The following is a 15865-nucleotide window of genomic DNA, read 5'->3' on the forward strand; positions in this document are numbered from 1 at the left end:
CCTGGACCGGGTCGATGCGGTGGTGGTCGATCCTCGCGTGTTGTGCTGCGAGGAACTGCGGGTGGCCCGCATCCGCGATGTGCCCGAACACGAGCGGGCGGTGGCGTGGCAGTGGGCACAGGATCGATTGGACCGTGGCACATGGCAGCCCGGGTGGCACCCGGTCCCGCGGCCGCTGTCCGGCAATGGCGGAGGCGGCGCGGTGCTCGTGCGATTCGCGCATCATCCGCTGGCTTCGGCGGTGCTGCGCGAAGCGCGCCGCAGCGGTGCGGAGGCGGTGTCGGTCGACGTCGATATGCTCGATGACCTGCGGTCGTCGTTCGACGATCTCGATCCGGTGCCCGGATCCCTCGATGAAGCGCTCGCCGAGGCAGTGCACCGGCTGCAGCGGGAGGGCCGCACGGTGGCAGTGGTGTCGAGCGCCGCGGCCCAGGCACTGGCCGACGCCGACGTCGCGATCGGTGTCACCGCGGGCGGGCCGCCGCCGTGGCACGCGGATGTGCTCGTCGACAACCTGCAGGACGTGTGGCGGATCTTGCACGCGCTGCCCGTGGCCCGTCAAGCCAGCGAGCGCGGCGTCGAAATCGCCGCCGGCGCTTCCCTACTGGGTGCATTGCTGATGATTCCCGGGGTCCGGGGCCGCGGCTCGGGCCCGGTCAGCGCCGGCGCCGCCGCTGGCGCATGGACGGGATACCGGCTTGCCCGCGCAGCGCTCGAAAGCCCACCGCCGCCTACCGCGAGCGTGCACGAATGGCACGCCATGTCCGTCGAACACGTGCGTCGTGTGCTGGCGCCGCAGGCAGCCGAAGCGGACAAGCGGGCGGAGTCGGCGGCTGCGACCTATCCCGCGCAGTCGGTCATCGCGCCGGTGCGCCGAGCGATCGGGGATTTCGCCGGCGCGATGCGCGCGGAGCTGTCCGACCCGTTGGTCCCGGTGCTAGCGGTGGGTTCCGCGGCCAGCGCGGTGCTGGGTTCGCCCATCGACGCGATCCTGGTCGGGTCGGTGCTCGCCGGAAACGCGGCCCTGGCCGCGACTCAGCGGATTCGCGCCGAACGGTTGCTGCGGCGACTGCTGGCCGCCCAAGCCCCACCGGCTCGCAAGCTGGTCGACGCCGACCGCTACGCGATGGTCGACGCCACCGACTTGCGCCCCGGTGACGTCATCGAGGTACGGCCCGGTGAAGTCGTGCCTGCCGACGCGCGGCTCACCCACGCGCTCGACGTAGAAGTCGACGAGTCGTCGTTGACCGGGGAATCGCTGCCGGTGCCCAAGCAGATCGACGCCACACCGGCCGCGCCCGTCGCCGAACGAGCCTGCATGCTCTACGCCACCACGACGGTGGTGGCGGGCACCGCGGTCGCGATCGTCACCGATGTCGGCGAACAGACCCGAGCACATCGTGCCACCGCCCCCGCACACGAAGACAGTCCCGCTGTCGGCCTGCAGACGCAACTGAAAGATCTGACGAACAAGGCGTGGCCGTTCAGCCTTGTCGGCGGCGGATTGGTCACCGCGCTCGGGCTGTTGCGGCGCACGGGTCTGCGCCAGGCGGTCAGCAGCGGTGTCGCCGTCGGCGTGGCCGCGGTCCCGGAGGGGTTGCCGCTGGTCGCGACGCTGGCGCAGCAGGCCTCAGCGCGGCGACTGACCCACGCGGGCGCGCTGGTGCGAAGTCCGCGATCGGTCGAGGCCCTCGGCCGTGTCGACATGGTGTGCTTCGACAAGACCGGGACGCTCAGCGAGAACCGACTCCGGGTGACCAGGGTGTGTGCCGCTTCCGGTTTGTCCGCCGACGATGTGCTCATCCACGCCTTGCGGGCCACCCCGCTCGCCAACGGTGAACCGCACGAACACGCCACCGACCGCGCGGTCGCCGACGCCGGGCGACACCTGAACCACGGCGAGCCGGCGGCGCATCTGCCGTTCCGGTCCGGTCGCGCGTTCTCGGTGTCCGTGCACGATACGCAGTTGTCGATCAAGGGAGCGCCGGAGGTGGTGCTCGCCGCGTGCGTCGATACCGACGAGGCGGCACAGCGGCAGGTGCGCGAGATGGCCGCCGAGGGGCTGCGGGTGATCGCCGTCGCCACCCGGGAGCTTTCGGCGACGCAGGCCCGCTCGGTTCGTGACGACGCCGATGCCTTCGCCGAATTGTGCGGCAACGGACTGCGGTTCGCCGGGTTACTGGGCATATCGGACACACCGCGCGCGGACGCGACCGAGGTGCTGGCCGAGCTGGCCGACCGCGGCATCGGGGTGCGGCTGATCACCGGCGACCACCCCGTGACGGCCACCGCGATCGCGGCCGAAGTGGGCATGCCCATCGACGATGATCAGGTGATCAGTGGGCCCGAATGGGAGGCGCTGTCCCGGCACGAACAACAGCGGGCGGTGCACAGTCGGCGAGTGTTCGCCCGGATGTCACCCGAGCACAAGGTGCAGATCGTCGAGACGATCCAGCGGCTGGGTCACGTGTGCGCCATGGTCGGCGACGGCTCCAACGACGCGGCCGCCATCCGCACCGCAACCGTCGGTATCGGCGTGGCCGCACGCGGCAGTGACCCCGCCCGCACCGCGGCGGATGTCATGCTGCTCGACGGGCGAATCCGTGCACTGCTGGACGCCCTCGACGAAGGCCGACAACTGTGGCGGCGCGTGCAGTCGGCGGTGGCCGTATTACTCGGCGGCAACGCCGGCGAGGTGGCTTTCGCGATCGCCGGCACTGCCCTCACCGGCCGGGCACCGCTGAACACCCGCCAATTGCTGCTGGTCAACATCCTCACCGACGCGCTGCCCGCCGCTGCACTCGCGGTCAGCCCGCCCAGCGCCGAATCGCGGTACACCGGCCGCGGACCCGACCGAGCCGCATTGTGGCGGACGATAGCGGTGCGGGGCGCGACGACCGCCTCCGCCGCCATGGTCGCCTGGGTGCGGGCGAAATTCACCGGCCGAAGACGGCGCGCCTCGACGGTCGCGTTGGTGGCATTGGTCGCCACACAGTTGGGACAGACGCTCATCGACTCCCACAGCCCGCTGGTCGTCGCCACCGCAGCCGGCTCCCTGCTGGCCCTCGCCGCGCTGATCAGCACCCCAGGAATCAGCCAACTACTCGGCAGCACACCCCTGGGGCCGATCGGCTGGTGGCAGGCGCTGTCCACCGCCGCCGTCGCCACCGTCATCGCGGCCATCGCTGCCCGACTGTTCACCACGGGCGGGCACCGGGGGGATAATCAGTCGAGGATCTCGATGACCCCCAGACGCCACAGCACCGCGTACAACTCGCGCAACGGCACTGCCAGCACCTGCGTCAACGCGCCTGTCAAAGGATCTGAGCCAACGCCCACACCAGTACTCATCACACTGGACACCATGCGGATGCCAGGAGTCGAATACTCGAACACACCATGACCGGGAGGCAACACATGGCCGAAAAATCACCAACCGGCCACCGAGACGCCGTCGACCGGGTGCTTTCCGCACAAGGTTTCGCGGTGGATCTGCCGATGCTTGGCCGTGTCCGCATCCCCCGGCCCGAGCAGTTGGCGTACTACGGTGCTCTCGGCGCCCTGGCCGCCGCGGAGATCATCGAATGGCCCGTCGTAGTTGTCCTCGCGGCTGGGCACTGGCTGGTGCAGAATCAGCACAACCGCGTCGCCCACCAGATCGGCGAAGCGCTCGAAGACGCGTAGACCAGCGCATCAGTCAGACCTCTCCCACACGCACTGCCTGCGACAACGACAACCTCGGTGCACGAATCATCGAATACCGCGGCGACGAACTGGGATCGGTCGAACCGAACGGCGGATTGCTCGATCCCGCCAGGAGTACGTCGACTTCGTTGTCAGCGCGCTCCGCACGTCCCCGTGGGCGTGTACTGACAGGGGTTCTCGGTGCGACCCCGGTACTGATCGTGGCCACCGCTGTTGGAGCGCACTCCGGAACCGTAACCGCTGTTGAGCTGACCGTGGTCAGTGCTGTTAGGGCGTGTCCCCGATCCGTAGCCGTGACCGCCTCCGGGACTGTGCGAGTCCCGAGGCCCGGCCGTGGCCGCGAAAAGGTGCGGCGAGGCGACCGTCAGCATCACCAACGCGATGGCGAACAGCGTCGCGACAACCACACGACGCACCGTCCAGAACTTCGTCGCGATCTCCATCAGCTTCTTCCCCTCAATTAACGTACCGCTATATAACGACACATTAATCGATGGTACGTCGTAAAGGAAGGCGTCCTTCCGGATTTGTGCACAACTAAGACGGTCACGCTCGGTCGTGACAGTCAGGTCATGCGGGCGCAGAGCGAGCCGTGTCCGACGTGACGGGACGGAGTTGGACGCAGCATTCGCCGGCTTTCGGTGCCAGCTCCGCGGTCACGGTGTCGGCCCGCAGGCCGGTGAGCACGCCGGTGAGATAGGCGTGGTTGAGTCCACACACCAGTTCGGGCGCCTGCGCGGCCAAGGGATGGAACGGGCAATTGCGAAGCCGGATGCAGTTCGGCGCGGCGCGGGCGGGTTCGAATCCGTGCTCAGCGAGCAACCCGTGGAGCAGGGTGAGGGCGCGTTCCGCACCGAGCCGACCGGGCCGCAACCGCTCCCGCATGGCCGCTCCGATGCCCACACCACGCTCGACGGCCACCCGTTGCGCCGCGGCTCGAGCGGTCTCGTCGGAAGTCTCGGTGAGTACCGCGCCGATCAGGATGTCGGCCAGTACCTCGTGGCGGCGCTCGGGGATATTCACCCGGACCTCAGTATCGGTCGGCTCGTACACCTTCGGTGCCCGCCCGACCCGCCGGACCCCGTCGACTTGTTCGTAACGGGCCTGCAGCAGTCCGGCGTCGACGAGCTTATCGAGGTGGAATGCGGCCAGCTTCCGTGAGATTCCGACCTCCTCGGCGGCTTCGTCGCGGGTGACCGGGCGCCCGGCAGCGCGGATGAACCAGTACATGCCTCGGCGCAGCTCGTCCTCCAGCGCGGCCACCGCGCCGATCGCCGATTCACTGGTCACACGACCACAATAACGCCGACCGGTGTTGGCCGAAACATGCTGGGTACCCGACCGGCGAGGTAACTTGACCGATCCAAGCAATTACACCAATAATCTTTGGTGTAACTAGTCAGGAGGCATCATGGGTATCGCAGCACTAATCCTCTGGCTGCTCACCGCCGTAGGTGGGTTCGTCCTACTCGGCACCTGGATCGCCAAAGGCGGTGCACGCCAACCGAGTGCCAGCCACCTTCCCGTACCGGTCTTATTCGGACATTTCGCGCTCGCCGTCGCCGGGCTGGTCGTGTGGATCGTCTACCTCGTCCTCGACAACGACGCCCTTGCCTGGATCGCATTCGCACTGCTGATCCCGGTGGCACTGCTGGGATTCGTCATGCTGCTGCGTTGGCTGCCCGTCTACCGCGCACGCACCGAAACCGCAGCGACCGCAAACCCCGAACCGGCCGAGAAACACTTCCCGGTGGCCGTCGTCGGCGGCCACGGCGTCCTTGCCGTCACCACCGTGGTCCTTGTATTGCTGACCGCGCTCGGCGTCGGTGGGAGCTGATCATCGTGTCCCATCCCGCGCTGCGAGTAGTCCACGACCCCGCCAGCACCATCGACTTGGCCGCCGCCGAGCTCGCCGCCCGGAACTTCCTGACAGCGCTCGGCGTCGGCCTCGACGACGAACACCTGCACGCCACCCCCGGTCGGATGGCCCGCGCCTACGCCGAACTGTTCACCCCACGCCCGTTCGATCTGACCACCTTCCCCAACGACGAAGGCTATGACGAACTGGTGCTCGCCCGCCGCATCCCGCTGCGGTCGGTCTGCGAACACCACCTGTTACCTTTCGTCGGCGTCGCACACGTCGGCTACCTCCCTGGTGACCGCATCCTCGGGCTGTCCAAACTCGCCCGCATCGTCGAGCATTTCTCCCGCCGCCCCCAAGTCCAGGAACGACTCACCAAGCAGATCGCCGACTGGCTCGCCGAACAGCTTCAGCCCAAAGGCGTCGGCGTTGTCATCGAAGCCGAACACACCTGCATGACCCTGCGCGGCGTACAAGCAGCCGGAACCACCACCGTCACCTCCACCCTCCTCGGCTCCCTCCGCGAAGACGCCCGCTCCCGCCAGGAGTTCCTCTCCCTCACCGGCATCACCCCCTGACTGGTCCGGAGACCTCGTCGGACCGAAGTGCAGGTCTATTCCGCCGTGGCCGAGCCCATGTCTGCGCAGCACCCATTACCGTTGCGGGGAAGCGTGACCCATCCTGGGAAGGCATGCATGTCGAGAACGATCCTGTACCCATCAGACGAGTTGATCCGAACCGTGACCGCCACCCTGCTCGGAGCCAACGAGCAGTGGGACTCGACTCCCCTGTTTTTCGGCCTCACCCTGGCGGGGCCGGATCAGATCGGCGTACTGACACAGCCGACGTCCGCTGACCCGCCGTTCCAGGATTTGGCGACGCTGGTGTTCTCGCAGGCGCCCCGACAGACGCTGTGGGGGTTCGGATTTCACTCGGAAGCGGTCCTGATGCGGACCGCCGACGCGCGGGGCAACCTCTGGACGGCATCCCGGGGCGACCCAGGAGCCGATGTCGTGGAAACGTTCCGGTCGGCCGAAAACGGTGTACCGGACGATCCGATCGATCGAGAGCTGTGGGTTGCCGCGGTTGCACTGGCAGCGCTGTGACGCCTTCGACTTCGGAACCGGTCAGGCCAGCACGGACCCCAGCACCGTCGGACCCCAGCACTGTCGGACCCGAGCCCGGCCTGGTCGGATGTCAGGCTTGCAAGCCCTGAACCGGCTTGTGCGTGTGGGCTTCGATATCCGTAATCGCCGCGTGCAGCAGTTGGTGGGCCAGATCTTGCAGTGCACGGGCACAAGCGAGCTCATCACCGATGGCAGGAATGTTCTCGTCGGCGGGATTGGTGTGAGCTGACCCGGCGGCGACCAACGGCTCATCTCCGCGGCCGATCAGCTGGGCTTTTACTTTGGTCAGGCGGTCGAGTTCTTCGATGGCGATGGCGATGTTCCAAGTTTTCGACGGCATTCGCACTGCCCTCCAGATCAGTAGGGACTGTGTCGCTTCACCTCCAATATCGCACCACCATGCTCGCGCACACCATGCTCGGTTCGGCGAATTCGGCGACCATGCGCTCGTATCGGGGCGATACCCTTAGGCAGGGAGGTTTGGCGGAAAGGAAATAATGTCGGGCAACTGCGACATGGACCGCATCACGCGTAGCCGCCAGCTGATCGTCCGGCGCTGATCTCCGAGCGACCGATGTACGAGCCGACCGATCTGGTCGATCCAGCTGCGCGAACCCGCACAGCGCTTGCCGCTGCGGTGGCGCGGTTTTCCAAGGCTTGGGCGTCCGAGTCCCCACCAGACCTGGCGGCGTACCTGCCGCGTGCGCAGGCTGAGCGGCGCACGGTACTGATCGAACTGATCAAGATCGATCTCGAATACCGCTGGCTTCGTTATGACTTTCCCAAACGACTGATCGAATATCGTGCGGAATTCGCAGAGCTGCAAGGTGGTCCGCTTCCGGCCGAGCTGGTCTACGAGGAGTTCCACGCCCTGCGCCGCGGTTCACACGCAGTCGATGCGGCCGGCATGCTCGCCGAGGCCACCGCCACGGCGGCCGGCCCTGAGCTCGCACAGCTCACCAGCGACTACCGCAGCACGATGATTGCTCGTCCAAGTGCCCAAGTGGTTCTCGACGCCATCGATGTCGGCCACCGGATCGACGATTTCGATCTCCTGATGCGGATCGGGGCGGGCGCCTTCGCCCAGGTCTATCTCGCTCGACAACAATCAATGCAGCGACTGGTCGCGGTCAAGATTTCCCATAACCACGGCAACGAGCCGCAGACCCTCGCGCAATTGGACCACGAATACATCGTGCGCATCTTCGACCAGCGACTCATCGCCGACGGCGAGCTGAAGCTGCTGTACATGCAGTACCTCCCTGGGGGCACGCTGCTCGACGTGCTGCGCCTACAGCGCTCGACGCATCCGGAATACCGCAGCGGGCAACTGCTGCTCGATGCCATCGACAAGGTACTTGCCGATAAGGGCGAGGTTCGACCCACGGAATCAGCTGTTCGGACACAGCTCGCCGCACTGACATGGCCGGAGACCGTCGCCTGGCTGGGCCGCCGACTCGCGGACGCGCTGCAGCACGCGTCCGACCGAGGGGTATTGCATCGAGACATCAAACCCGCGAACGTACTGCTGAGCGCCGAGGGAATCCCGAAGTTGGCCGACTTCAATGTCAGCTCCAGCAAACACCTCGGGGGGACAAGTCCCCTGGCGTACTTCGGCGGATCACTGGCATACATGTCGCCTGAACAGCTCGAAGCCTGCCATCCGGACTTCCCGGCGACCGCCGCCGACCTCGATACCCGAAGCGACATCTACGCGCTGGGTGTCATGCTGTGGGAGTTGCTCACGGGACACCGACCATTCGCGGACGAAACCTCGGCCGGCGAGTCGCAGACATCGCTGGCCCGCATGCTCGAACTGCGACGCCGACCCGTCGAGTCGACGTTCTTAGCGGAGCTACCCCCGGATTGCCCCGTGGCGTTGCGCCGGGTGCTGTTGAAGTGTCTTTCGCCCGAGCGCGAAGACCGCTACTCCTGCGGTTCGGAATTGGCCCAGCAGTTCGACCTGTGCCTCGAGGAACGAGCGCGCGACCTTGTTTATCCGCCGCCGAACAGTTGGCGGGCACGACTTTCACGATGGCCAACCCCCGTCCTGTGGTTATCTTCGCTGGTCGGCGTCACCCTCGCTACGGTCTACATGGCCGTGCACGTCCAGGAACTGATCAGAGAGCGGCTCTCCGATGCCACCAACGCGCAGCTCGACGAGGGTGTCATCATTTTCGTCCTGTGCGCCTCGCCGCCGGCCATCCTCATCTACGCATACATGTCGCGCGATTTGATCGCGGTTCCTCGTGGCTTGCGCGCCGGCAGACGCTACGACGAGGCAATGCTCGCGCGGGTGCGGTCGCGAACGCTGTTCTGGGGCGACCTGTGTGCGATGAACACCCTGCTGTTCGCGGTTTGCGCGACCGTGACGGGGGTGATGTTGCTTCGCTGGTTCACCGACCTACCGGCGCGGCTAATGGTCCATGCTGCGGCGACCGTTCTGGTGGCGGGCACCATCTCCGTTGCCTACACATTCTTCCTTTCCACGTTCTACGTCGTGCGCTGTGTCTATCCCGTCTACCTGCGCCACGGCCGCACATCGGCGCACGACGCCGCCTATTTGCGGGCGCTGCGTCGCAGGATCACGGCCTATCTCGCGGTGACGGCGTCGGTGCCGCTGGTCGGAGTGCTGGCTGGATTCACCGCCCTCGAACCCGAGGAGCTTCCGCTCGTACGCGATTCGGTTCTGGGGTTGTGCGCGGCCTCCGGGCTCGCGTTCGTCGCGGCTTATTGGTTGTTCCGCAAGCTGGATGCAGACCTGCGCGCGCTCGAGCGGGTGGTCTCGCAAAAGCCTGATTCTCGCTGATCAGCCGTTCTTATCGTGGTCTCGAAGGCTTGCGGCGGACTCGTCTCGTTCGGGCGAACCCGGTGCGGTGATTATTTTGATCACTGCTGCGACCAGGCGGCCGTCGGGATCCTTGAGGCGCGGTAACGATCTGCGATTCACCAACAGTGATCCGAGAGTGAGATCTACCAATTCGGCACCGACCTGCGCGGCAGATCGTCGCCCTTCCGGCTCGAACCACGTCCACGCCCATTGGGCGGCACCGAAGATGAGCAGGCTCCGGATACTGGTATCGACGGCGCGGAACTCACCCGACGCAACGCCGGCATCGACCACGCCGTGCAGGATTCCGAGGTAACTCCTGCGCAGCTTGCGCCCCTCGGAATTCTCATCCTCCTGCGCGAGCCGTGCGACCTCACGCTGGAAGGCGACGGTCCGATTTCGATCGTGCACCTGATAGAGCATGGCCGCGTGCAACAGCCCGGCAAGCTGCTCGGTCGACGTAGCGAACTCGGACACGATGCGCTGTGCCTCATCGAGGCGGCGCCGCATATAGGAAACATGCAGGGCCTCCAATAACCGCGCCTTTGTGCCGTAGTGATGCACGATCAAGCCCTGTGAGATGCCCAGCTCGCTTGCGACTCCGCTGAAACTGGTCCCGTCGTACCCCTTCTCGGCGACATGGCGCGTGAAAATATCGAGAATCGCGCCCGACTTGCCCGGTCCCGTCGCACGCTCACCCACTGACCCACCCCTCCTCGGCCGAATTTCCGGAGACTCTAGCACTCACTGACTGCCCAGCCAGTCGTTGACTGAGTGCGCAGTCAGTATTAGCATTATGCGCCGAGCCGCAGCGACGCGCTCGTCGCATCAACCATTCATCTCGAAATAGTCGAGCACGACCTATGAATCAGTACGCCCATACCGCCGAGGCGGAACATCGAGCCTGCGAATACTTCGCATGACCAGCCTCTCTGCCAGCACCGCCAACATCTCGACGGCATCGCCCGAGGCGGCGACCGCTACCTCGGCGCCGGCCGCAGATGGTGGTCCACAGCGCCGTGAGCACTCGCTGCCGGAAGGACATGTGCTCCCCATGGATGCGGGTATAGCGGCGCAGGGTGATGGCACGATCGATGCGGCATCGGTGCTGTCGCCGGACCAACTGTTGGCCGCGATCGCCGGGCGCCTCACCGAGCCGTTCCCAATGATCGCGTGGGCGAGAGAACTCGGCGATCTGCACGCTGCCCTGATTTCGGCGGTTTTGAATCCGCAGCGACATCCGCCCGAGGTCACCGAGACAGCCCTGCATGCGGATATCGCGAAGGTCATCGACAAGATCAACTCTTGGGCGGCCTCCTACGTCCGCCACAGCCGATGCGCCCGCCGCTACACCCACACCTTCGGTGAGGTGATCAGTCATGTCGCGAAGACCTACGCCGAGGCGTGGTGGACGGTGCTGCACACCGACTGCGAGGAGCTTCGACACTCGGCATGGGTCCATCTCGGCGAGGTCCGTGACGGCTATGCGCACCTCATCGGCGATATCCGGGCAGGCCGCGTGCAACTGCCACTGGGCTGGCGAGGCATCCGCCACACCCGGCAATCCGACGGCGTGGAGGACCCGGTCAGCGGGTGACGCTTGCGGACCGGTCGGCGAGACGTTCGGTCGTGCCCGTCCTCCATCGACTCGCGCAGGTCGGCGAAAAGGTTGTTTGCGCGAGCCAGTTCATGGCTACTGCTAGGTGGATGCCGGTGCCGATGGGGCCACCGGCTGACGATCAGGGCTGGAGACCGGCCTGCGAGAAATGCGGTTTGCCCACCTCGGCCGACTGTAATGACAGCGGAAGGAACCAGACAGATGCTGATGCTCACCCCTAATGCCATCGAGGCAGTTCGCACCATCACCTCCGCAGAGGGCACGCCGACCGATGCCGGGCTGCGGATCTCCACGACGGATGGCGCCGAGACGATGTCCCTCGCGATCGCCGCGGAACCGGCCGAACAGGACCAGGTCTTGACTGCGGAAGGGTCGCGGATCTTCCTGGACGAGCAGGCCGCCGCCTTCCTCGACGACAAGATCCTCGACACCGAATTGGACCCGAACGGCCAGGGCACCTTCGTCCTCGCCCAGCAGGACCCAAGCCTGTAGTCCGGCTCGGGGGATCAGAACCGCCGTCCAGGCCGGGCGTCCGGGCGGCACCGTCGTGTGGCGTGGGCCAACTGCACCGGTGAACTCCCGGTGCGGCACTGGCCGGCGATACGCGCTGGCACATCTCAGACGCTGGGCTGCCCTGCCCGGACCACCTCGAGTACACCCGTTCTCCGGCAAGACCTTTCACCAGATAATCGAGTGAAGCTATCTGGCTTACGATCGTTTATCATTTGATTGCCTGGTGCGGCCACTGCCGGATTCGGTCCGGCACTCTGTCGAGGCGCGGTGTGGTCGGGGAGGGAGTTTCGTGGTTGGCGAGTACACGCCGGTGGTCGAGGCGCGGCTCGCCACGATGCAGGCAGAGTATGCGGAGTTGGTGCGCGCGCGGCGGAGGTGGTCGCTGCGCGAGCTGTTCAGCACTTCCGACCGCGACATCGTCGACTTCTGTGCGGGTTTCGCGCCGAATCGGTTCGGGGAGCAGGCATGTGCGGAGGTGGAACAACTCTGCCGCCGGTACGGGATTTGGTTGGACGCCGGGGGCGCGCACTACAACAGCATGACTCCGTACCTGCATCCGCATGCTGTCACCGCGGAGCGGATGACGACTATCGGGATCTACAACGCGATCCTGTTCTGGCTCAACGATACTGTCGGCCGGGAGAAGTTCGCCCATCTGACCGATCCCGAAAAACAGCAGGCCCGCGCGACAGTGGATCAGCTGTGTCAGCTTCTCGATACACGTTGTGCCGCAACGAATCCCACCCCCGTAGCGGCCGCGACACTGGAATTCCTGGAGCGGGTCGGGCCTCGGGCGGACCCGGACTGGCTGACTCGGTTCCTGGATTCGACCATCGACCATCTGCGTCCGGCGATCCGGGATCAGAACGCCCGCGCCCGCGGCGAGCTGCTCACCGTGGCGGACTACATCGACCTGCGTGCGCAGGTGTCGGGTATGTATCCGGCGATCGCGCTGTGCGAGTTCGGTCGCGACGCATATCTGCCGTGGGATGGGATTCGCGCCGTCGGTCTCGACGCCGATCTGCGGCAGTTACGGCGCGCGACCGTGGAGATCGGAGCGTTGATGAACGACATGTTCTCCTTCGAAAAGGAATGCATCCACGACGGCGCTGATTTCAATTTGATCCCGGTCTGCCTGTTGAACACTCCGGGCGCCAGCCTTGCCGACGCCGTGCACGACGCCGCACGACTCGTGCGCGACCGGCTGAGCGAATTCCGCAAGATTCGGGCCAGGATCGATTGTCGGTGCGCGGAAATCACCGACAGCTACGTCGCTGAGCCGGTATCAGCCCATGTCGAGGACCTGCTCGGGTGTGTGCAAGCCACCTGGGTATGGCAGAACACAACCCTCAGATATAAAGGGACGTCGATCTTCGGCGAAAACCATCGCTCGTGAATCTTGTTCTAGCCGGAAATTTCCACACGAAACGGTATCCACCGTCTATCGTTCGTTGAACACAACGCCGCTCTCGGTCAGGGGTTGACGAGCGGCGCGAGGTATCGAAGGGTTGTGGTGGACGACTCCCAGTGTGCGGCACTGGCTCGAACCTGGTGGCAAACACTTGCCGCCGTCGACGGCATGCGTATGCCCGATGACTTCGGATACCAACAGTTATCCGACCTGATCGTTGAACTTTCCACAGCCCTCGATGCCGAACCCTTCGACGTGACCGTGGGCGCCCGAGTCGGGGCGGCACTATCGGCTGCGCACTTGGCCGATGGCCGAGTGCCCACGGTGTCGGCACAGGTGTTGTGCCGGCTGGCCGACTACACCGCTCGGCCCGATGCCGGACAACGACTCGCCGGACTGCTGGCCGCTCTCGGACAAGGCCATCAGGCACACCTGGATCAGTCTCGTGCGCACCATCACTCGACCGAAAACAACAACCGCGACGAACAGGACGCGAGATATCGCATCCTGTTCGACAATACGACCGTCGCGATCGCCATCGGCGACACCAATGGCACACTGCTGGAAGCCAATCGGGGCTTGGCCGACATGATCGGCGTACCGGTCGAGGCGCTGCGCGGGATATCGGTGTACGACTTCGCCCATCCTGACGACCGAGACGATATCCGCGCCCTGCTCTACGACAAACTGGTTCCATCCGAGGAAGGCACGGTCAGACTCGAGCGTCGACTGGTGCGTGCTGACGGCAGCGTCGGTTGGATGTCATTCGCCATCTCCTATGTCAAAGGCATCGACGGACAGCCCGACTACCTGCTGGCCATCGGAGCCGACATCACCGAGGAACACCGGCTCCAACTCGAACTTCGTCGGCAGGCCCGACATGATCCCCTCACCGGCCTCCCGAACCGACGCTACCTGCTCGAGCGGATCGAAGAACTCATCACGGCCGCCGACGAAAGCGACCGGGCTGGACTGTGTTTCGCCGATCTAGATCACTTCAAACATGTCAACGACCGCTTCGGACACGGAACCGGCGATAAAGTCCTGGTCGCGGTGGCCACCCGCTTGCATGACAAACTGCGCGGATACGATTGCCTCATTTCCCGCCTCGGCGGCGACGAGTTCGTGGTGCTGATCCCGCCACCAGCCACCACTGACCAAATAACAGGCATCGCGAACCAACTATTGTCGGTATTTCCCGACCCCATCACCATCGACGGCCAGCAGCTGCGAATAGCGGCCAGCATCGGTGCCGTGATCACACCGATCGCCGGCGCCAATGCCGAATCCCTGCTCGACGCGGCCGACGCCAGCCTCTACTACGCGAAAACAAACGAAAAAGGGCATTGGGTCCTGCACACCCTGCAGGCGCCGACCTGAGTCGACAGGCTCGAGCCCGAAGTATCCACCGACGAATTCTTATCGGGCCCCGATGTTCATCGACTTGTTCGACTGAGACCCGATGCTCGTCGACTTGTTCGACTGAGAATCGACTCGCCGTGCCGTCTCCGCGGTCAGTCCGTATTCGGCCGCAGCACCGCTGTGCCGTACCAGTGGCAGATCAGCAGCGCAAGCTCGACGTCCAACCGGTCGTCGGTGATCACCCGCCCGCGCCGCGAAACCGCCCGCCCAACCCGGTATTTCACCGAGTTGAAATGTAGATCCAGCTCCGCGGCAGCCGCCTTGTAACTGGATCCGGTGCGCAGGAACACCCGCAACGTCTCGCGCAACCGGGCATCGTTATCGGTATCGGCAGCCAATTCGCCCAGCACCCCGCCCACCCATTCGCCGACCTCCGCGCCGCCGCCGAGCAACGCCGCGGCCGACAACCCCGGCTCGCTCGCCGCGATGATCCTCAGTTCCACGCCGCCGCGCGCGAGCGCAACCGAGCGTGCGCGCAGCGCATGCCGATGGGACCGACGGAAGCCCGACACCCCCTGGCCCATGATGCCGATCGCCAGCCGTGGTGCGTCCGGACGCTTACTCGCGAAATCACAGACCCTGGCCACCGCATCGGACTGCTCGGACCGATAAGGCAGCCAAGCCCAAGCGCTCATCCGGTCAGCGGCCCCGAACAGCGGCGCCGCCGCAGTGCCGACCGCCTCGGCCAGCTCACGAACGAAGCGTTGCAACCGACTCAGCTCGTCACTACTCGCACCGGTGTCGGGATACCAGAGGATCAGCGCCAAGTGGTGCCACCGCAGCGGGTAGCGGATGGATTCGGTCGCGGCATCAACATCGACCGGCTTCCCCCCGGCCAGCACCTCACGCACGCGCACGGCCCGAGCGCTGTTGCGGCTCTCCAGCCACTGCTCGCGCTCGGTCTCATACACCGCGACGACCTGCTGGGTAATCCAGTCGATGTATTCGAACAACGTCGTCGTGATCGCCTCCACCACCGTGATCCGATCCGCTGGCGCGATACCTGTCGCCCGTACTTCGGCGAAGACCAACTCTGTCATCCGACGCTGGCCGACCCGATAGGCGCGCACCAGGGCATTGAGCGGAACTCCATGCTGGGCAAGACGTCTGGCGTATTCGATGGCCGCCGTGGGAGCGTTGATCCGAGCCAGTGGTATGTCGTGCTGCAGCGCGTGCAGGAGGGTGTCGACATTGCCTTCCACGCTGGCGCCGAGCAGTTCGATGGTGCGGGGATCATCCCGCAATTCGGGGATATCGTCCTCGAGACCGCGCCGCAGGATCGCGCTGATATCCGTCACCCGCTCATTCATACGGGCGGCGATCCCCGCGACAAGGCCGCTCACATCGACATCACCGTCGCGACGAAAACTCGTCACCC

The 15865-nt window shown here is 65.5% G+C and carries 14 protein-coding genes and 1 pseudogene; 10 read left to right on the plus strand and 5 right to left on the minus strand.

What is annotated here, in order from left to right; translation table 11 throughout:
- Positions 1 to 901: 901 nt before the first annotated feature.
- Positions 902 to 3175, plus strand: a pseudogene (locus AB0J47_RS24505) (cation-translocating P-type ATPase); the annotation flags it as partial.
- 50 nt (positions 3176 to 3225) lie between these two features.
- On the opposite strand, the gene AB0J47_RS24510 reads toward AB0J47_RS24505, so the two are convergent.
- Complete coding sequence (locus tag AB0J47_RS24510; protein WP_364350669.1) at positions 3226 to 3366, minus strand: Rv1535 domain-containing protein; 141 nt, start codon at positions 3364 to 3366, stop codon at positions 3226 to 3228.
- Between the two features lie 51 nt (positions 3367 to 3417).
- Here AB0J47_RS24510 and AB0J47_RS24515 point away from each other — a divergent pair, with 51 nt between their 5' ends.
- The gene (locus AB0J47_RS24515; RefSeq protein ID WP_364350214.1) at positions 3418 to 3684 is read left to right on the plus strand and encodes a hypothetical protein; all 267 of its coding nucleotides are present in this window, start codon (positions 3418 to 3420) and stop codon (positions 3682 to 3684) included.
- A 591-nt stretch (positions 3685 to 4275) separates the two neighbouring features.
- Here the strand turns inward: AB0J47_RS24515 and AB0J47_RS24520 are convergent.
- Entirely contained in the window at positions 4276 to 4995 is a 720-nt protein-coding gene (locus AB0J47_RS24520) for a helix-turn-helix domain-containing protein (RefSeq protein WP_364350217.1), read from the minus strand.
- A 121-nt stretch (positions 4996 to 5116) separates the two neighbouring features.
- On the opposite strand from AB0J47_RS24520, the gene AB0J47_RS24525 reads away from it, so the two are divergent.
- The 3 genes from AB0J47_RS24525 (at position 5117) to AB0J47_RS24535 (ending at position 6672) form a co-directional block, all read left to right on the plus strand.
- The gene (locus AB0J47_RS24525) at positions 5117 to 5542 is read left to right on the plus strand and encodes a hypothetical protein (protein ID WP_364350220.1); all 426 of its coding nucleotides are present in this window, start codon (positions 5117 to 5119) and stop codon (positions 5540 to 5542) included.
- A 5-nt stretch (positions 5543 to 5547) separates the two neighbouring features.
- Complete coding sequence (gene folE, locus AB0J47_RS24530) at positions 5548 to 6144, plus strand: GTP cyclohydrolase I FolE (protein WP_364350223.1); 597 nt, start codon at positions 5548 to 5550, stop codon at positions 6142 to 6144.
- Positions 6145 to 6261: 117 nt separating this feature from the next.
- A complete protein-coding gene (locus AB0J47_RS24535) occupies positions 6262 to 6672 on the plus strand; it encodes a hypothetical protein (protein WP_364350226.1) in 411 nt (136 codons plus the stop codon).
- A gap of 91 nt (positions 6673 to 6763) precedes the next feature.
- Here the strand turns inward: AB0J47_RS24535 and AB0J47_RS24540 are convergent, their stop codons facing one another.
- On the minus strand, positions 6764 to 7033 hold the full coding sequence (locus AB0J47_RS24540) for a DUF1876 domain-containing protein (RefSeq protein WP_364350672.1): 270 nt from the start codon (positions 7031 to 7033) through the stop codon (positions 6764 to 6766).
- A gap of 234 nt (positions 7034 to 7267) precedes the next feature.
- Here AB0J47_RS24540 and AB0J47_RS24545 point away from each other — a divergent pair, with 234 nt between their 5' ends.
- Positions 7268 to 9502, plus strand: coding sequence for a serine/threonine-protein kinase (locus AB0J47_RS24545; protein ID WP_364350229.1), 2235 nt, complete (start codon positions 7268 to 7270; stop codon positions 9500 to 9502).
- On the opposite strand, the gene AB0J47_RS24550 is transcribed toward AB0J47_RS24545, so the two are convergent.
- Positions 9503 to 10225, minus strand: coding sequence for a TetR/AcrR family transcriptional regulator (locus AB0J47_RS24550; protein WP_364350232.1), 723 nt, complete (start codon positions 10223 to 10225; stop codon positions 9503 to 9505).
- A gap of 217 nt (positions 10226 to 10442) precedes the next feature.
- Here AB0J47_RS24550 and AB0J47_RS24555 point away from each other — a divergent pair, with 217 nt between their 5' ends.
- The 4 genes from AB0J47_RS24555 (at position 10443) to AB0J47_RS24570 (ending at position 14445) form a co-directional block, all read left to right on the plus strand.
- On the plus strand, positions 10443 to 11120 hold the full coding sequence (locus AB0J47_RS24555; RefSeq protein WP_364350235.1) for a hypothetical protein: 678 nt from the start codon (positions 10443 to 10445) through the stop codon (positions 11118 to 11120).
- A gap of 222 nt (positions 11121 to 11342) precedes the next feature.
- Positions 11343 to 11633 (plus strand): hypothetical protein, encoded by a 291-nt coding sequence (locus AB0J47_RS24560; RefSeq protein ID WP_364350238.1) that lies wholly within the window; start codon positions 11343 to 11345, stop codon positions 11631 to 11633.
- A gap of 310 nt (positions 11634 to 11943) precedes the next feature.
- A complete protein-coding gene (locus tag AB0J47_RS24565; RefSeq protein WP_364350241.1) occupies positions 11944 to 13050 on the plus strand; it encodes a terpene synthase family protein in 1107 nt (368 codons plus the stop codon).
- Positions 13051 to 13167: 117 nt separating this feature from the next.
- Positions 13168 to 14445, plus strand: coding sequence for a sensor domain-containing diguanylate cyclase (locus tag AB0J47_RS24570; protein ID WP_364350244.1), 1278 nt, complete (start codon positions 13168 to 13170; stop codon positions 14443 to 14445).
- Positions 14446 to 14579: 134 nt separating this feature from the next.
- Here the strand turns inward: AB0J47_RS24570 and AB0J47_RS24575 are convergent, their stop codons facing one another.
- Positions 14580 to 15863: a helix-turn-helix domain-containing protein gene (locus tag AB0J47_RS24575; RefSeq protein ID WP_364350247.1), complete on the minus strand. Its 1284-nt coding sequence runs from the start codon at positions 15861 to 15863 to the stop codon at positions 14580 to 14582.
- Between the last annotated feature and the right edge of the window lie 2 nt (positions 15864 to 15865).

The sequence above is a fragment of the Nocardia sp. NPDC049737 genome (assembly GCF_040674755.1).
Classification (GTDB): Bacteria; Actinomycetota; Actinomycetes; order Mycobacteriales; family Mycobacteriaceae; genus Nocardia.